The 16,316-nt window shown below is 68.7% G+C and carries 22 protein-coding genes; 10 read left to right on the top strand and 12 right to left on the bottom strand.

Annotated features, from left to right (window positions below):
* Positions 1-58: 58 nt before the first annotated feature.
* The gene (locus AUR65_RS13675) at positions 59-376 is read right to left on the bottom strand and encodes a hypothetical protein (protein WP_058567393.1); all 318 of its coding nucleotides are present in this window, start codon (positions 374-376) and stop codon (positions 59-61) included.
* Positions 377-477: 101 nt separating this feature from the next.
* A complete protein-coding gene (locus AUR65_RS13670; protein WP_058567392.1) occupies positions 478-2,688 on the bottom strand; it encodes a CDC48 family AAA ATPase in 2,211 nt (736 codons plus the stop codon).
* A gap of 78 nt (positions 2,689-2,766) precedes the next feature.
* Here AUR65_RS13670 and AUR65_RS20470 point away from each other — a divergent pair, with 78 nt between their 5' ends.
* The gene (locus tag AUR65_RS20470; protein ID WP_058567391.1) at positions 2,767-2,901 is read left to right on the top strand and encodes a DUF7128 family protein; all 135 of its coding nucleotides are present in this window, start codon (positions 2,767-2,769) and stop codon (positions 2,899-2,901) included.
* Positions 2,902-2,928: 27 nt separating this feature from the next.
* Here AUR65_RS20470 and AUR65_RS13665 read toward each other — a convergent pair whose 3' ends face one another.
* Positions 2,929-3,165: a DUF7508 domain-containing protein gene (locus AUR65_RS13665; RefSeq protein ID WP_004977213.1), complete on the bottom strand. Its 237-nt coding sequence runs from the start codon at positions 3,163-3,165 to the stop codon at positions 2,929-2,931.
* Positions 3,165-3,593 (bottom strand): DUF5796 family protein, encoded by a 429-nt coding sequence (locus AUR65_RS13660; protein WP_058567390.1) that lies wholly within the window; start codon positions 3,591-3,593, stop codon positions 3,165-3,167. Before AUR65_RS13660 ends, AUR65_RS13665 begins: the two co-directional genes overlap by 1 nt.
* 147 nt (positions 3,594-3,740) lie before the next feature.
* Between AUR65_RS13660 and AUR65_RS13655 the strand changes: the two genes are divergently transcribed.
* From AUR65_RS13655 to AUR65_RS13645, 3 genes are all read left to right on the top strand, one after another.
* Positions 3,741-4,610, top strand: a complete 870-nt coding sequence (locus AUR65_RS13655; protein WP_058567389.1) for a shikimate kinase — start codon at positions 3,741-3,743, stop codon at positions 4,608-4,610.
* Positions 4,607-4,918, top strand: a complete 312-nt coding sequence (locus tag AUR65_RS13650; RefSeq protein WP_004063556.1) for a chorismate mutase — start codon at positions 4,607-4,609, stop codon at positions 4,916-4,918. The genes AUR65_RS13655 and AUR65_RS13650 overlap by 4 nt, the downstream gene beginning before the upstream one ends.
* A gap of 227 nt (positions 4,919-5,145) precedes the next feature.
* Positions 5,146-5,571 (top strand): hypothetical protein, encoded by a 426-nt coding sequence (locus AUR65_RS13645; RefSeq protein WP_058567388.1) that lies wholly within the window; start codon positions 5,146-5,148, stop codon positions 5,569-5,571.
* 101 nt (positions 5,572-5,672) lie between these two features.
* Here the strand turns inward: AUR65_RS13645 and AUR65_RS20275 are convergent, their stop codons facing one another.
* Complete coding sequence (locus tag AUR65_RS20275; RefSeq protein ID WP_233194374.1) at positions 5,673-5,849, bottom strand: hypothetical protein; 177 nt, start codon at positions 5,847-5,849, stop codon at positions 5,673-5,675.
* Positions 5,850-5,868: 19 nt separating this feature from the next.
* On the bottom strand, positions 5,869-6,255 hold the full coding sequence (locus tag AUR65_RS13640; protein WP_058567387.1) for a CopG family ribbon-helix-helix protein: 387 nt from the start codon (positions 6,253-6,255) through the stop codon (positions 5,869-5,871).
* 107 nt (positions 6,256-6,362) lie between these two features.
* Between AUR65_RS13640 and AUR65_RS13635 the strand changes: the two genes are divergently transcribed.
* From AUR65_RS13635 to AUR65_RS13625, 3 genes are all read left to right on the top strand, one after another.
* Positions 6,363-7,208 (top strand): hypothetical protein, encoded by an 846-nt coding sequence (locus AUR65_RS13635; RefSeq protein WP_058567386.1) that lies wholly within the window; start codon positions 6,363-6,365, stop codon positions 7,206-7,208.
* A 122-nt stretch (positions 7,209-7,330) separates the two neighbouring features.
* Positions 7,331-7,972, top strand: coding sequence for a LysE family translocator (locus tag AUR65_RS13630; RefSeq protein ID WP_332888741.1), 642 nt, complete (start codon positions 7,331-7,333; stop codon positions 7,970-7,972).
* A gap of 98 nt (positions 7,973-8,070) precedes the next feature.
* A complete protein-coding gene (locus AUR65_RS13625; protein ID WP_004968086.1) occupies positions 8,071-8,496 on the top strand; it encodes an OsmC family protein in 426 nt (141 codons plus the stop codon).
* 75 nt (positions 8,497-8,571) lie between these two features.
* Here AUR65_RS13625 and AUR65_RS13620 read toward each other — a convergent pair whose 3' ends face one another.
* Complete coding sequence (locus AUR65_RS13620; protein ID WP_058567384.1) at positions 8,572-9,378, bottom strand: aminoglycoside N(3)-acetyltransferase; 807 nt, start codon at positions 9,376-9,378, stop codon at positions 8,572-8,574.
* Between the two features lie 84 nt (positions 9,379-9,462).
* On the opposite strand from AUR65_RS13620, the gene AUR65_RS20045 reads away from it, so the two are divergent.
* Positions 9,463-9,714, top strand: coding sequence for a hypothetical protein (locus AUR65_RS20045; protein WP_199180606.1), 252 nt, complete (start codon positions 9,463-9,465; stop codon positions 9,712-9,714).
* 16 nt (positions 9,715-9,730) lie between these two features.
* On the opposite strand, the gene AUR65_RS20465 is transcribed toward AUR65_RS20045, so the two are convergent.
* The 4 genes from AUR65_RS20465 to AUR65_RS13600 form a co-directional block, all read right to left on the bottom strand.
* The gene (locus AUR65_RS20465; RefSeq protein ID WP_269844097.1) at positions 9,731-9,862 is read right to left on the bottom strand and encodes a hypothetical protein; all 132 of its coding nucleotides are present in this window, start codon (positions 9,860-9,862) and stop codon (positions 9,731-9,733) included.
* 60 nt (positions 9,863-9,922) lie between these two features.
* Complete coding sequence (surE, locus tag AUR65_RS13610) at positions 9,923-10,714, bottom strand: 5'/3'-nucleotidase SurE (protein ID WP_058567383.1); 792 nt, start codon at positions 10,712-10,714, stop codon at positions 9,923-9,925.
* An 84-nt stretch (positions 10,715-10,798) separates the two neighbouring features.
* Positions 10,799-12,202 carry a small ribosomal subunit Rsm22 family protein gene (locus tag AUR65_RS13605; RefSeq protein ID WP_058567382.1) on the bottom strand — a complete coding sequence of 468 codons (1,404 nt, stop codon included), beginning with the start codon at positions 12,200-12,202 and terminating at the stop codon, positions 10,799-10,801.
* 88 nt (positions 12,203-12,290) lie between these two features.
* Positions 12,291-13,094: a prephenate dehydrogenase/arogenate dehydrogenase family protein gene (locus AUR65_RS13600; RefSeq protein WP_058567381.1), complete on the bottom strand. Its 804-nt coding sequence runs from the start codon at positions 13,092-13,094 to the stop codon at positions 12,291-12,293.
* Positions 13,095-13,239: 145 nt separating this feature from the next.
* On the opposite strand from AUR65_RS13600, the gene AUR65_RS13595 reads away from it, so the two are divergent.
* Both AUR65_RS13595 and AUR65_RS13590 read left to right on the top strand, forming a co-directional pair.
* Positions 13,240-14,085 carry an SDR family oxidoreductase gene (locus AUR65_RS13595; protein ID WP_058567380.1) on the top strand — a complete coding sequence of 282 codons (846 nt, stop codon included), beginning with the start codon at positions 13,240-13,242 and terminating at the stop codon, positions 14,083-14,085.
* A gap of 169 nt (positions 14,086-14,254) precedes the next feature.
* Entirely contained in the window at positions 14,255-14,776 is a 522-nt protein-coding gene (locus AUR65_RS13590; RefSeq protein ID WP_058567379.1) for a hypothetical protein, read from the top strand.
* Positions 14,777-14,843: 67 nt separating this feature from the next.
* On the opposite strand, the gene AUR65_RS13585 is transcribed toward AUR65_RS13590, so the two are convergent.
* Positions 14,844-16,019 carry a M24 family metallopeptidase gene (locus tag AUR65_RS13585; RefSeq protein WP_058567378.1) on the bottom strand — a complete coding sequence of 392 codons (1,176 nt, stop codon included), beginning with the start codon at positions 16,017-16,019 and terminating at the stop codon, positions 14,844-14,846.
* Between the last annotated feature and the right edge of the window lie 297 nt (positions 16,020-16,316).

Below are 16,316 nucleotides of genomic sequence, written 5' to 3'. Positions count from 1 at the left end.
CGGCGGCGCTTCGGGAGCGGGGTCGTCGCCGGCCGTCTCTCCCCACGCGCTCGACGGCCTACTCCCAGCGGTTGGTCGCCTCGTTGCGTCGCGGGAGGAACGGGAGGAGCAGCGCGACGGCGAAGACGATGCCCGCGATGGCGAGGTACTCGGGCGACCCGAGGACGACCGCGACGAGCGAGAACACCGAGGCCTCGCCGTCGGCGACGGCCGAGACCGCGTTCGGGTCGTTGTTCAGCAACACGAGAAACATGAACATCGCCTCGGCGAACGCGACCCGGAGGCCGGCCTTCGTCACCCACCACGTCGCGGACAGCGGGCCGCCGGTGAGCGCGTCCCACTCCCGTCGGACCTTCCGACGCCACGCCGCGTTCACGACACGCCTCTGTTGCGAGTGAACATAGAACACAGTACGCGGCGAAACGAGATAATCTCGCAGGTGAGCGGGAACGGGCGTTCCTCGGCGGTCGCCGTCCGTCAGACCTGCGTCGGCGAGACCGATTCCAGCGCCGCGTCGAAGTGCGCGCGGGTGATGCGCACCTCGTCGGCGTGCTCGTTCGCCTCGGTGCCATCGTAGGCGTCGGCCACGTCCTGAATCGCCCGGAGCGCGGCCTCGCGGCAGACCGCGGCCACGTCGGCCCCGGTGTAGCCGTCCATGTGTGCGGCCACGTCGCCGAGGTCCACGTCGGTTCCGAGCGGCTTGTTTCGGACGTGCACGTCGAGGATGGCGCGGCGCGCCTCGATGTCGGGGGCGGGAACTTCGACGTGGGTCTCCAGCCGACCGGGGCGGAGGAGCGCGGGGTCGAGCGCGTCCCGGCGGTTCGTCGCCGCGAGGACGACGAGGTTCGGGTTGTCGGCGGCGTTGTCCATCTCCGTCAGGAGTTGCGAGACGACGCGTTCGGTGACGCCCGAGTCCGACCCGGCGCTGTCGCGGTCGGTGGCGATGGCGTCTATCTCGTCGAAGAAGACGATGCTCGGGGCGGCCTGTCGGGCGCGGTCGAACACCTCACGGACGGACTTCTCGGACTCGCCGACGTAGCGGTCCAGCAGTTCGGGGCCGGCGACGTGGATGAAGTTGACGCCGCTTTCGGCCGCGATGGCGCGGGCGAGCATCGTCTTGCCGGTCCCCGGCGGGCCGTGGAGGAGCACGCCGGTCGGCGGGTCGGTCGACGACGCCTCGAACAGCGGCGCGTAGGTCAGCGGCCACGTCACCGCGCGTTCGAGCGTCCGTTTCACGTCGTCGAGACCGCCGACGCCCTCGAAGCCCTCGGTCGGCTGTTCGGCGACGTACTCGCGCATCGCCGAGGGCTCGACCGTCGCCATCGCCGACTCGAAGTCGGCGCGCGTGACGGTCATGTCCGCGACGGCGACGCTCCCGTCTCCGCCCTCGCTTCCGCTTCCACTTCCGCCCTCGCGGCGGACGCGCCGGAGTGCGGTCATCGCGGCCTCCTTGGCCAGCGATTCGAGGTCGGCCCCGACGAAGCCGTGGGTTCGGGAGGCCAGTCGGTCGATGTCCACGTCCTCGGCGAGGGGCATCCGCCGGGTGTGCACGTCGAGAATCTCGCGGCGGCCCGTCTCGTTCGGGACGCCGATTTCGATTTCGCGGTCGAAGCGGCCGCCGCGGCGGAGCGCCGGGTCGAGGCTGTCGACGCGGTTCGTCGCGCCGATGACGACCACGTCGCCGCGGGCGTCGAGTCCGTCCATGAGCGACAGCAGTTGGCCGACGACGCGGTTTTCGAGGTCGCCGCCGTCGTCGCGCTTCGACGCGATGGAGTCGATTTCGTCGAAGAAGATGATGGCCGGCGCGTTCTCGCGGGCCGACTGGAACACCTCGCGCAGTTTCTCCTCGGACTCGCCTTTGTACTTCGACAGCACCTCCGGTCCCGAAATCGTGGTGAAACTCGCGTCGACCTCGTTGGCGACGGCCTTCGCTATCAGGGTCTTCCCCGTTCCCGGCGGGCCGTGGAGGAGCACGCCCTTCGGCGGTTCGATGCCGAGGTGGGCGAACACCTCGGGTTCGGACAGCGGGAGCTCTATCATCTCGCGGACGAGGTCGAGTTCGTCGTCGAGGCCGCCGATGTCCTCGTAGGTGACGCCGGTCGCCCGGCCGTGGCTCCCGCCGTCGCCGTCGTCGCCGGTCATGCTCTTGACGGCGTCGCGGACGGTCTCGCTCGCGCCCTTCGAACTGTTCGCCGTCACGGAGACGGTCGTCGCGTCGGTGACGCGGACGACGCCCTCCGGTTTGGTCTCGCTGACGACGAGGGCGGCCCCGCCGAGTCGCTCGACGCGGACGCGGTCGCCCTCGCGGAGCGGGCGGTTCCGAAGCTCCGCCTTCACGACCTCCTCGATGGTCTCGCGGTCCACGCTGGTCCGCTCGAAGGCGCTGGGTCCGGCGAGCGTCACCGACCGCGCGTCCTCGACGGCTATCTTCCTGACGCGGACGCTGTCGCCGATTTTCACGCCGGCGTTGGCCCGCGTGTCGGCGTCGACGAGTATCTCTCCTGCTTTCGCGCCGGGGCGGGCGGGCCACATCTTGGCGACCGTCTCTCGGGAGCCCTCGATGACGACCGTCTCGCCGCTGAGCACGCCGAGTTCCCGGCGGGCGGCCTCGGGGAGGCGGGCGATGCCGCGGCCCGCGTCGCGTTTCTCCGCGGCGCGGACGACGAGCGTCACCCCATCTTCTGACATACCCTCCGGTTCGGCCGCTCGACCCTTGAGGGTTCGCCCGGAGTAACCGTTTTCCGGGACGGCGCGGTAACAGTACGCATGGTTACCACGACGGAGAAAGACGGTGCGACGTGGTACCGGTGCGAAGAGTGTGGGATGCTGTTCGACGTGGAGTCGGACGCCGAGGCCCACGAGGAGAACTGCGACACGGACAGCCCGTCGTACTTGCAGTAGCGGCGCGCGCGACGACGGCGACGACGGCTACGCCGGGTCGTGTTCGTCCGCGAGTCGCTCGGCGTGGTCCAGCGAGGTCGCGCGTTCCCAGCGGACGCGCTCCGCGTCGCCGTAGGCGAGCGCCTCCTTCAGTTCGTCGCGGAGGACGCCGACGCCGCGACCGACGAGGTCGCCGTCCGCGTCGCCGAGTTCGTAGTAGCCGTAGGCTTCCGGAGCCTTTCCGATGGTCCGCTTTTCCAGCGGCTCCCAGCGCTTCCGGAGCATCACTCGGCGACGAACTCGTAGGAGTCTTCGCCCCAGTCGTCCTCGACGAAGACGAACACGCGACCGCGGGCGACCTCCGGGTCGGCCTCGACTTCGAAGCGGTGGCCGGGCACCCGGCGGACGAGGACGCCGGGGAACAGTTCCTCTTCTTCGCCCTCGCCGAGGATGACGCGACCGACGCCGCTCGATTCGAGCACGTCGTCGTGGCTCTTGAGGTCGTTGACGTACATCATGACGCCCTCGGTCTCGGTGGGGTCGGTGACGAGGACGTGGACCTCCTTGCCGGGGGCGGTGCCGAGCGTGCCCGTGACGGCTTCGGGGACGCCCCGGTAGACCGTGGTTCGGTTGTCGATGTACTCCACTTCGACGCCGTAGTCGTGGAGTTCGACGCCGAGTGTGCTCGGGGCGATGTCGCTGCGGGCGCTCATACCACACCGTTGCTTCGGGGACGGCAAAAACGTCGCGTCTCGGGACGGCTCGCTCCCGGCGTCTCGCCGCCGCGCCGGTCCCCGAACCTACGGGCGAAAACGGCACGGACCGCCACACATAACACGATGTGCCGACCTCCGGCAAGTATGCACGGCCGAGCCACCGCCCTCGGGGCGGGCACCGTCTTGAACGCCCTGGCGACGGCGACCGGCTCCGCGTTCGCCATCGACGCGGAGACCACCGCGTCGGTCGAACTGGACGACTCCGGCGAGGTCCGCGGCAGCATCGCGGAGGCCCCCGACGCCGACACGCGACTCATCGAGCGCTGCGTCGAACTCGCCGTCGAGGCGTTCGGCGACGGCGAGGGCGGCACCGTCGAGACCGAAAGCGACCTGCCGATGGCCGCCGGCCTCAAGAGTTCGAGCGCCGCCGCCAACGCGACGGTGTTGGCGACGCTCTCCGCGCTCGGCCGCTCGGTCGGCCCCGGTCCGGACGCCGACATCTCCCGGCTCGACGCCTGCCGGATGGGCGTCCGCGCCGCCCGCGAGGTCGGCGTCACCGCCACCGGCGCGTTCGACGACGCCTCGGCCTCTATGGTCGGCGGCGTCGTCGTCACCGACAACACCGAGGACGACCTCATCGTCCGCGACGAGGTCGACTGGGACGTGCTCGTGTGGACGCCCCCGGAGCGCGCCTACAGCGCCGACGCCGACGTGACCCGCTGTGAGAACGTCGCCCCGATGGCCGACCTCGTCGCCGACCTCGCGCTCGAAGGCCGCTACGCCGAGGCGATGACCGTCAACGGCCTCGCCTTCTCGGCCGCGCTCGACTTCCCGACCGACCCCGCCGTCGAGGCGATGCCCATCGCCGACGGCGTCTCGCTGTCCGGGACCGGCCCGAGCGTCGTCGCCGTCGGCGACCGCGCCGACCTCGAACGCGTCAAGGAACTGTGGGACGCCCGCGAGGGGGAGACCCGACTGACGACCACCCGAACCGACGGAGCACGAATCCAATGACAGACGACACCGTAGACGCCGCCGCAGAATCGTTTCAGGACATGTCCCTCGACGAACTCCGCGAGGAGATAGAGGATATCGACCGCGGCATCGTCGAACTCATCGCCCGCCGGACCTACGTCGCCGACACGGTGGCGAAGGTCAAAGCCGAGAAGGACCTGCCGACGACCGACGAGTCCCAAGAAGAGCGCGTGATGGAGCGCGCCGGGAAGAACGCGGCCCACTTCGAGGTCGACTCCAACCTCGTGAAAGCGATTTTCCGACTGCTCATCGAGATGAACAAGGCCGAACAGCGGCAGAATCGGTAGGCTGGCGTATTTCGACCGGTAGGCTGCGTTTTTTGGGGAGCTAGAGCCGCTCGAACCGTAACTCACACCGAAGCGCAGAACGGTTTTGCCGCGGTCTCACCGACGAACGAGACCGCACTCTCGGCAAACTCGATGAGATAACCGACTCGCCGTGGCGGACTCCATCGGACCGCGGCGAACCGAAACCGCACCAGAACGCTCATCGAATCTCCCGTCCCATCTCACGCATGTCCCTCCCCGGCGAAGCCGAGACGTACGTATCGAGTGTCTTCATCGAAGCGAACTTCGATGCCGTGTGGGAGCGCATCTCCGACCCTAGTGTCTTCCCCGAGATGTACCCCGCGTGGACGACCGACGTACAGCCGATAGACGAAGCGACGTACCGAGGCACGGGACCGGACGGCGACGAGTTCGTCATCCGCCCGAGGCTGAACCGCGAGTTCGGCGTCGCGGACTTCGATGTCGAGGCGGACGGAACCGTAGAACGGTCGCGCTCGCGCTTGTTCGACGTGGGCGACACCGCCTGCGAACTCGTTCACTTGGCGACTCGTTGGGAGGGGATTGACGACGAATCCTGGGAGCGGCACAAGCAGGGAACCGACGCGGACCTCGAACGGATGAAGCGACTCGTCGAGTCCGAGTCTTCGAACTGAACGCTATCCTCAGCCGGACTTACTGCTGTCTTCGTGGGATGCACTCCGCGCCACGCAACACGGTCGGATACTCTTTGGTCGTGTCGTCGTATCCACGGCGTTCACGTCGGAATTAACACCACCGCTCCGGGGATGCTGACGCCGTGGCAGGAGGTCGGTTTGGCGTTCCTTTTGGGACCGTCGTCGCGCTCGCCGCCGTCGGTGGCGTCGTCACCGGTGCCAACCTGACCCACCTCGACACGGACAGCACGCGGCGTTCGAAGTTCGACTAATCCCATTCGGAGACCCGCCGCCGCGTCACTCCTGGATGACCATCACTTTCACGCGATGGACCGCGTCGAAGTCCCGGAGCCGGTAGGTCAGTTCCCGGACGCGTGCCGCGGGGCCGCGGCAGAACAGCGATTCGAGACACCACTCGCCTTGGTGGGTGTGGCTCGTGTTGAGGATGACGTCCTGAAACTCGTGTTGCGTCCCGTGAAGCTCGCGAATCACGTCGTGGTGGCGGTAGTCGAAGCCGACGAGCGCGACGACTTCGCCGGACACGTCTTCGAGTCGGGCGTGGGACTCGATGAACTCCTGCATGGCCTCTCGGACCGCCCGCGACCGGTTCTCGATGCCCTCCTCGCGCCACGCCCGGTCGAACTCCTCGACCAGTTCGTCGGGGATGTTGAAACTCGTCCGCATCGTGTGCCAACTGGCGCGCACAGCTACAAGAGTCCCCGTTATGACGATACCCTCGATTCGGTATTAACAACCGCTATACCTCTCGTTTTCTACGGATACGGTAGTACATGGCCTCGAACGAACTGCTCGGACTCGTCGCCGGCGCGGTGGCCCTCGGTGCCATCCACGGCGTCGAACCGGGTCACGGCTGGCCCGTCGCGGCCTCGTACGCCCTCGACCAAGCGAACAAGTGGGTGTACGGGTTCACGGCGAGTTTCATCCTCGGGGTCGGCCACCTCGTCAGCAGTATCGCGATGGTGGGCGTGTTCTTCTACGCGAAGGCGTACTTCGACCTCACACAGGTCAACGAGCCGATTACGATACTCGGCGGCGTCCAAATCGGCGGCCCGGTCAGTCTCCTAGCCGGCGTCTTACTCATCGCGCTCGGTGTCCGCGAGTACTACCACGGCCACGCTCACGGTCCTCACGGGCACGACGACGGCCACGGGAGTCACAGTCACGGCGATGGCCACGACCACGAACACTCACACGACGACGGCAGCCATAGCCACTCACACGACCACGACGGTCACACCCACGACGGCGGCGGGTTGGGCTCTCGTCTGAAGGGATTTGTCCCCTTCGTCGGCGGACACTCACACGACGACGGCGGCCTCGACGACGCCGCGGACCGCGGACTCCTCAGTATCGCGTGGTTCGCGTTTGTCCTCGGGTTCGCCCACGAAGAGGAGTTCGAGATTATCGCGCTCTGCGCGGGGTCGAACTACTGCCTCGAACTGATGAGCGCCTACGCCGTCACCGTCATCGTCGGCATCGTCGGACTGACGATGTTGCTGATTGCGGGCTACGAGCAGTACGAAGACGAAGTCGAGAAGTACACGCCGTATCTCCCGACGTTCTCCGCGGCCGTGTTGGTCCTGATGGGCCTCGGCTTCATCACAGGGGTGTTCTAATCGGCCTCGGACCGCCGGCACCCGACTCGGGCCGGTCCACTCCGCGTTCGGGCCTCGGCGATAGAGCTATCACCCGGCGACGCATCGGAGCGGCCACGAGGTGATGTCTATTAACCACCACAATCGGAATCTTCGTCCGCGGACTCGTTCTCGGCGTCTCGATAGCCGCGCCGGTCGGTCCAATCGGTGTACTGTGCATCCAGCGAACGCTTTCTAAGGGTCGCCGTTCGGGCTTCGTCAGCGGACTCGGAGCGGCGTCTGCGGACGCGGTCTACGGGGCCATCGCGGGGTTCGGTCTCGCCGCGCTCTCGTCGGTCCTGCTCGGACACCGCAACGCAATCGCTCTCGCGGGCGGCGCAATCCTCCTGTACATCGGCGTCCAGTCGATTCGGGGCGACCCGGCGTCCGTCGAGTCGGCACCGGCGACCGAGCAGTCGGCCGTCGCACCGCTCGACTCGAACGCCCGGAGCCTCGCGGCCGACTTCGGGTCGACGTTCCTCCTGACGCTGACGAACCCGGTGACGATACTGGCGTTCGTCGGCATCTTCGCCGGCTTGGGCGTCGGCGTCTCCGGCGACTACCTCGCGGCGGCGGTCCTCGTCGCGGGCGTCTTCGCCGGGTCGGCGCTCTGGTGGTTCGTCCTGAGCGCCGCCGTGGACCGCGTCCGAGAGCGCGTCACCCCGGCCGTGCTCCGCCGGGTGAACCAACTCGCCGGCGTCGTCATCGTCGGGTTCGGCGCCGCGGCGCTCTGGAGCGGCCTGTAGCGCGCCGCCCGGCACTTCCGCACCCCGTCGGTCCGGTCCGCTCGAACGCTTCGTTCGCCGTCATCTCCATATCGCTTGCGACCGTAGGTGTGCGTGGCATGCCCACGCACAAAGCGGAGACGACGTGGACCGGTGGCAAAGACGGGAGCGGCGAGTTCTCGACAGAGAGCGGGACCGTCGAGGGGACGTTCACGTTCCCGACGCGGTTCGAGGACGAACTCGGGTCGAACCCCGAGGAACTCATCGGCGCGGCCCACTCAGGCTGTTTCTCGATGCAGTTGACCGCGTTCCTCGAAGGCGAGGGCTACGCGCCGACGAGCCTCCACACCGCGGCCGACGTGCACCTCGACCCGGCCGACGGCGGCGGCTTCGAAATCTCGCGCATCGACCTGACGCTCGACGCCGACGTGCCCGACATCGACGAGGAGACGTTCGCCGAACTCGCCCAGCGCGCCAAGGAGAACTGCCCGGTGTCGAAGGCGCTCGCCGGGCCGGAAATCACGCTGACCGCGACGCTCGCCTGACCGCGCGCGTCTGGCGTCGCGTCCGGCATTTCGCCGGGCGTCGCGCCCCGACCGAGTCGGCCGCGACATCCTCCTTCAGCGGTTCGACTCGAACCAGTCTTCGGCGAAATCGACCAGCGCGGGCTGGTCGAGGAGCGTCGCCGTCGCGGCCGCGACCGACCCCTCGGTCGCGCCGACGGTCGCCTCGAACGCCTCGCCGACTTCCTCGAAGTCGTCGGTCTCGACCGCCATGTCCTCGTACTCGACGACGACGCGGTCGCCGTCTCGGAGCAGCGGCGCGCGCTCGGTCGTCCGCGTCTTTTCGAAGTCCGCGCGGTGCTCGGCGAGGTGGAGTGAGGTGTTGTTCCCGTGGCCGACGCCGAGCAGGAGCACGTCGCCGCCGCGGTCGTACACCCGCGCCAGCGGCGACCCGTCGCCGAGGCCGTAATCGAGTTCGTGACCGGCGACGATTTCCTCGGCGGCCGCGCCCCACGCCGCGAAGGAGACCGTCGGATGCTCGCTGCGGACGACGCCGGGGTAGTTGCGGAAGCACTCGGGCACCGCGCCCATCCCGCGGGTCGGCGTCACGTCGGGGCGGAACGGCGGCATCGACTCGCCGATGATATCGACCCAGTCGTCGGGGACCGGCGGGTTCTCCCACGCAGATGGTTCGGTGTACTGGCCCGTGTGGGTCGGGATGACTAGCGTCCCGTCGTCGGTCAGGACCGTTTGGAGGGCGTCCACGACCGCCTGCGGGCCGCCGGCGACCCACCCGAGCGAACTGAGCGACGAGTGGACGAGGAGGGTGTCGCCGGCCGCGACGCCGAGCGCGCGGAGGTCCGCGGCGAGCGAATCAACGGTGCCGGGTTCGTCCACGCGCTCGATTGCGTCTGCTTCGGACATACGCGTCCGTCGGTCGGGCCGGGATTCAACCTTTGGTGTCGGCCGACCGAAAGGACCACCTTCGCCCCCGGCGACGCGTTCGGTATGTCACGCGTCTCCGCCCGCGACGCCCTCCGCTACGCGACCGAAGACGACGCTGTCGCGCTGTTCGCCGTCATCGTCGGCGGTTGGGTGTTGCTGACTATCGGCACGTTCGCCCTCGCTGGCTACGGGTTCGGACTGATGTTCGCGCTCGGAATCGTCGCCTCACTCGCCGGGGCGCTCGCGGTGTTCGCCGGCGTCGTCGGCCTCGCGTACAAACTGCTGGTGGACAGCCGACGGGCGGCGGCAGAGTAGGCCCAAAATCGAGGCCTCAGAAGAACTGCTCGAAGAGCCGTCCGAGGAGAAGGATGACGAGCGGGAGGGTGAACAGCACCGCGATGGTGATGAGGAAGACGATGACGCTTCCCGACTCGGCACCCGCGGCCTGTAGAAACGCGTTCATCGGTTTCGTCGGCGCTTCAGGCCCCTCGGATATACGCTTTGTTGCCCCTTCCCGCTTCGCTCACTCCAGATACGTCTCGGCGAGCGCGTCCAGCGCCTCGTGGCGGTGGGTCGTGTGCGGCGCGGTCAGCGGCGAGACCGACACGCGACCCTCGACGACGGCCCGGCGGTCGGTGCCGTCGGGGTCCGGGATGTCGCCGGTTCGCATCCGCTCCCAGACGCGGTCGTGGAGCTTCACGGTCCCGTTTTCGAACTCGGCGGTCATGTCGTACAGCTCCGAGGGAACCGTCACCTGCATGTCCGCCGGACCCCCGTCGGGGCCGGACATGGGCGCGTTGACGTTGAGGTAGTCGCACTGCTCGAAGACGCCGGCGGGTTCGGCGTGTTTGACGAGGTACGAGGCCGCGTGGGTCGCCTCGCGGAAGTCCCGCGGGCCGGTCGCCTTCTCGTGCCACGGCAGGTCGCCGCCGGCGGGGACGTACAGCGAGAGGGCGATGGCGGGCACGTCGAAGAACGCGGCCTCGACGGCGGCGCTGACGGTCCCCGACCGGCCGAGGACGTACGCGCCGATGTTGGCTCCCTTGTTGATGCCGGAGACGACCATGTCCACGTCGGGACACAGCGCCTCCAAGCCGGCGACCGTGCAGTCGGCGGGCGTCCCCTCCAGCGCGTAGCCGAGTTCGTGCTCGGTGACGACCGCGTCGGTGGACATCTTCCGGCCGACCGCGCTCTGGTCCGTCGCGGGCGCGACCGCCGTCACGTCGGCGAACTCCGAGAGGGCGTCGTAGAGCGCGCGGAAGCCAACGCTCTCGATGCCGTCGTCGTTGGTGAGGAGGATGCTGGGTTCGCTCATGGTCCGACTGGGGACGGAGCGCGCAAAAAGCCACCCGTCGGACGCAACGTGTCCCGAGAAACGGCGGCGGCCGACGCGGTCCGCTCAGGCGACGCGGTCCACGAGCGTCTCGTCGTCGACGACGAGGTTGTACGCCTCTTCGTCGTCGTTCCAGAGCGCGAGGACGTTCTCGAAGACGAGCACGTCGCCGTAGTCGGCGTCGGCCACATCGGCGTTCAGCACGGTCTCACGGGTTCGGACGGCGTAGTGGTCGACCGCCTCGCTCCCGTCGCCGATTTTGAACACCTGGTTGTTCCCCTCCGAGAGGTCGTGGCTCAGTTTGACCGCCAGCAGGTCGATGCGGTTCGTGACGTGGCGCTCCATCTCGGCCATCTTGGCGAACCGCGCGGGGTTCCCGCGTACGTCGAGGCGGCGCTCGCCGTCGGTGCGGAGGACGCTGTAGGAGTACTGCACGTCCACGTTGACGAAGGTGCCCTCGTCCTCGTCGCCGTCGCGGCCCTCGTCGAGGCGGCGCTGGAACCCCGGCACGTCGAGGTCGGGCTTCACGTCGAACGACCACCCCCGGTCCGAGGGCGCGTAGCCGTCCCAGAGGCGGAGCGTCGGCGAGTACACCGTCACGTCGCCGTCGGCCGGCGCGACCTCGCGTTCGACCTCGCGGAGGCCGATGCTGGTGTTCCGGTCGGCGGGCGCGATGGCGACGATTGTGCCGTCGTCCGCGAGGGCGTCGAGGTACTTCTCGACGACCGCGACGGGGTCGTCGAGTTCGCTCAGGACGCTGGCGAAGAGGACGACGTCGTACTCGCCGTCGGGGTCGAACGCCTCGGCGGTCTCGCGGTGGACAGTCGTCCGGAAGTTCCGGCGGGTCTCACCGAGCATCCGGTCGAGCACGTCGGCGGAGGCGCTCGGTTCGACCGCGTGGTAGTCCACGACGGAATCGTCGGGGAGGTAGTCGTGGAGGCCGAGCGCGGGGCCGCCCGTCCCGGCACCCACGTCGAGCACGCGGGGGTTTCGCGGGAGCAGGCTCCGTTCGGCGAGGTCAGAGAGGACGTAGCCGACGGCCGCGTAGTAGTCCGGGAGGTGGTATATCCCGTAGCCGAGCGCGGCGTCCTCGTCGTACTCGACGGGGTTGCCTCGGTAGTAGTCCTCCTTGAGTTGGCGGACGCGTTCCCGGAGGCGGTCGCCGGACTCGCCGACGTGCCAGTTCGCGCCGTAGCGCCCGATGAGCAGGTCTTCGAGGGCGAAGGAGTAGTCGTCGGGGAAGGCCGCGGGCGACCAGTTCTGGAACGGCGCGGGGTCGTCGTTCGCGGGGACGAACGTGCCGTCGTCGCGCTCGAACAGGCCGAGGTCGTGGGCCTCCTCGCGGAGCGTCTGTTTCACCACGGCGGGGTGCGGCGCGCCCTCGATGTACTCGGCTATCTCGTCGGGGTCGATGGGGCGGACGTTTCTGAGGTACTTCGCGTTGTCGCGGACGGCGTCTCTGTCTATCATCGGTGGGCTGTGGAGCGAGTCGCCGTCGCCCGCGCGGCGGGAATCGGGCCCGCGGCGGGGCGTCGGCGTCGGTGTCTCCCTTCACTCGTCACTCGATAGGGTCGTGCTTGTCGGTCTGGTCGCGGTCGTCGTCGCTCGGGGCCGAGTCGCCGGGCACGTCGTCGCCGCGAGAGACGCGCCGGTAGAGGTCGGCGAACGCCTCGTCGTCGGCCGCCGCGAGGTCGCGGGCCGCGTCGGCGACGCGGTCGGCCCCGTCGCCGAACGACGATTGGATGTCCGCGTACACGCGCGGGGTACCGCCGGAGACGGAGGCGACCAGTTCGTCGAGCGCGGCCGAAATCGGCGTGGCGAACTCCTCGCGCACGTCGTCGGCGGCGAGGCCGAACGAGAGGACGGCGGCGTGGGCGGCCGCCTGCACCGTCTCCATCGCCGCGTCGTGTTCCTCGGGCGTCGTCTCGAAGACGCGGTTGCCGGCCGCGTCGAGGTCGGCGAGCAGGGCGTCGGTGTAGGTGCCCGGTTCGTCGGCGACGGCGGCGACGTTACCGGGGGCGTTGTGCGGGGCGAAAAGCGGATGCAGGCTGAGGCGCTCGCGGTCGGGGAGGTGGTCGCGCATCGCCGCCACCGGAGATCCCATCGCGCCGGTCACGTCGCACATCGCGGCGTCCGCGCGGTGGGCGTTGTCGGCGACGGCGTCGGCCGCGAGCCGCATCGGGACCGCGAGACAGACCACGTCGAATCGCTCGTCGCCGTCCAGCGGGACCGCCCGCCCGCCCAGCGCGTCCGCTGCGGCGACCGCGCTCTCGGGGTCCGCGTCGGCGAACACGAGGTCGGCGTCGACGGTGCGGCCGAACCAGCGTCCCATTGCGCCCGCGCCGACGATGAGCACGTCCATCGGTACGGGTGTGGAGGTGCGGCGGGCAAAAGGGAATCGGTGGCGGCGGGTGTGGCGAGACGGCCGCCCGCGCCCGACCCGCAAACCACGTTCAACCGACTCCCGGTGTACGAACCATCAAGTGGTCGATGGCCGATAGGAAACTATGGCATTCGATGATGTGGATTTCGAGGGTCGGACGGCCTTCATCACGGGAACCAGTCGCGGTATCGGGAAGGCCATCGCCCTCGACTTGGCCGACCGGGGCGCGAACGTCGTCTCGACGGGCAAGACCGTCGACGGGCGCGAGGACCTCCCCGGGACCATCGTCGAGACGACGGAGGAGATACGCGAGCGCGGCGGCAACTCCATCTGGTGTCAACTCGACGTGCGCGACGACGACTCGGTGCAGACGGCCATCGACGAGACGGTCGACGCCTTCGGCGGCATCGACTTCGTCGTCAACAACGCGGGCGCGATTCACATCGCCGGTTTCGAGGACACGCCGCCGAAGCGGTTCGACCTCCTCATGGACGTGAACGCCCGCGGGGCGTACGCGACCACGCACGCCGCACTCCCGCACCTTCGCGAGAGCGACCACGCCCACGTCGTCACCTTCTCACCACCGATGCCCGCCCGGCCCGCGCCGGGCAAGGTCGCCTACGCGCTCTCGAAGTACGGCATGACGTTCATCGCGCAGTCGCTCGCGGGCGAACTCGACGCCGACGACATCGGCGTGAACGCGCTGTGGCCGGTCGCCGCCATCGAGTCCGAGGCGACGCGACACTTCGGGATGGGCACGCCCGAGGACTGGCGCACCCCGCAGATAATGTGCGACGCCGTCGCCGAACTGTTCTCGCGCGACCCGACCGACTGCACCGGCAACGCGTTCTACGACGAGGAACTGCTGTCCGAAGCGGGCGTCGACGACCTCTCGTCGTACGCCGTCGTCGAGGGCAGCGAACCGGGGCCGATGTCGGCCCAACTGTTCGACCCGGACTACGAGCGCTGACCGCCGGTTATCGGCGCTGAGACTCGGAGGCGGACGTTTATATCGAGTGAACTAGAAACCACGCGAGATGAGTTCACGCATCGTCGCAGCCAGAGAGACGTTCTTCTCGACGCGACGGTTTTTCGAATCGGCAATTAGACTTATCTACTGGTGGGGAATCGCCTAGTCCATGGAGTTCCCTCGCCTCCCGACACGAGACACGAGCGGTCAGAAGGTCGTCCTTCCCGACGACTTAGAGGGTGAACAGACGCTCGTGCTCATCAGTTTCGACCGCCGCCAGCAGTCGCTGGTCGGGTCGTGGCGCGGGTACGCGAAGGAGTTGTGCGAGACGTACGGGCACTTCGAGTACTACGAACTGCTCGTCCTCGGCGGGCGGAGCGGGATGATGCCGCCGATGTCCGGCGGCGGGATGTCGCCCGGTGCCGCCCGGAGCCGTCCCCACGACAACGCGCTCATCGCGCGGGTGGACAAGACCGCGCTCCAGCGCCGCCTCGGACTGCTCGGCGAGGGCAACATCTACGCGCTTCTCATCGAAGACGGGACCGTCGTCCGGCAGGCGGCGGGCGTACTCACGCCCGAGACGGGCGACGCGCTGGAAGACCTGCTGAAACAGTGGCGCGAGGCCAACTCCGGCTGGACCGACGCGCCCGCCGCTTGCGGCTCGACCGGCGACAACGCCCTCGACAGCTGATTTTCTCCGTCGACACCGATTCGGATTCGGATTCGGCGTTCGTTCCGATTCCGCGCGCTCGCGCCGGCTACTCGACGACGAGTTCGACCGGGTAGTCCGTCAGGTTCTCGTAGCCGTCCTCGGTGACGACGACGAGGTCCTCGATTCTGACGCCGCCGATGTCGGGGTCGTACAGCCCCGGCTCGATGGTGATGACGTGACCGGGTCGAAGCTCCTCGCCGCTCGGGCTCAGCGACGGGAGTTCGTGCACGTCGAGGCCGACGCCGTGGCCCGTGCTGTGGATGAAGCCGGTCTCCGCCGAGGGGTCCGCGCGGAGCGTGCTCTCGCCGGCCGCCTCGTACACGTCGCAGACGGCGTCGTGGACGTCGGCTCCGGTCGCGCCCGGTTCGACGGCGTCGAGGGCGGCCTCGAACGCCTCCTCGGTGAGGTCGAACCACTCCCGGATTTCGGGCGATGGCTCGCCTTTCACGAACGTCCGGGTCATGTCGCCGTTGTACTTCGTCTCCTTGTCGCGCGGGAAGATGTCGATGATGACGGCCTCGTCGGCCCGGAGCGGGCCGCTCCCGCGGTCGTGCGGGTCGGCGGCGTCGGCCCCGCATGCGACGATGGTCTCGTCGAGGGCGCAACCGTGTCGCAGGAGCGTCACCTCGATTTCCTCCTTGACGCGCTCGCTCGTCAGCGGCTCGCCTTCGTACGTGAGCGTGCCGTCGTCGGCCACGTCGGCGTCGCGGATGAGGCCTTCGGCGGCGCGCATCGCGGCCTCGTTGGCGTCCTGTGCGGCGTGGACGTGCTCGACCTCCTCGTCGGTCTTCACCGCGCGGATGTTCGTGAGCACGTCGTCGGTCTCGGCCTCGACCGCGACACCCTCGTCGCGCAGGGCGTCGGCGGTGCCGAGCGGGAAGTCCGCGGGGACCGCGAGCGAGCCGACGTCGTGGTCGGCGAGGAACGCCGCGACCGTCTTCGCCTTTCCGACGACTGCGCCGTGTTCGGCGTGTTTGTCGCGGTAGTCGTAGTCGGAGAGCCGCGAGACGGTGTCGGCGCGGCTCTCTTTCTTCGCGCGGCCGAACTCCAGCGTCGAGACGAGGAGGTGGATGCCCGCCGGCGTGTAGAGCGTCACGTACGGGTCCGGCGCGTCGAACCCAGAGAGATACAGCTGGTTGGAGTCGCTCCCGTCGGCCGAGATGAGATAGCCGTCGAACTCGTCGCCGAGGAACTCGGCCAGCGGTGAGAAATCGGGTTCCATACTCCGGGGTTCGCCCGGCCGGTAGTAAAGCTCTCGCGTCGCGGTCGGCGGGTTCCGGTATCGGCCCCGCGACGCGCCTCTTCGGGCGGGAGACGTGTCGCGAGTTCGCCGCCGGAACGCGCCGCGAGCGGCCGCAGAGAGCCGCGCGAGTCGGCGTCGCGTTCGCCCGGACCGACCGCGGCGTCCATCCCGAAGACAGTACGCTCGCTCACGGTATATGTTTGTTGGCGGACACGAAACCGAGCGACCGCGCCGCCGTCACCGTCCGGGAGAACGTCGCCGCGTCCGGTACCCTGA

This window comes from Haloferax marisrubri (assembly GCF_001469875.2).
Taxonomy (GTDB): Archaea; Halobacteriota; Halobacteria; order Halobacteriales; family Haloferacaceae; genus Haloferax; species Haloferax marisrubri.
Note: the sequence above shows the minus strand (reverse complement) of the source record. Positions and strands in the feature narration are given on the sequence as shown.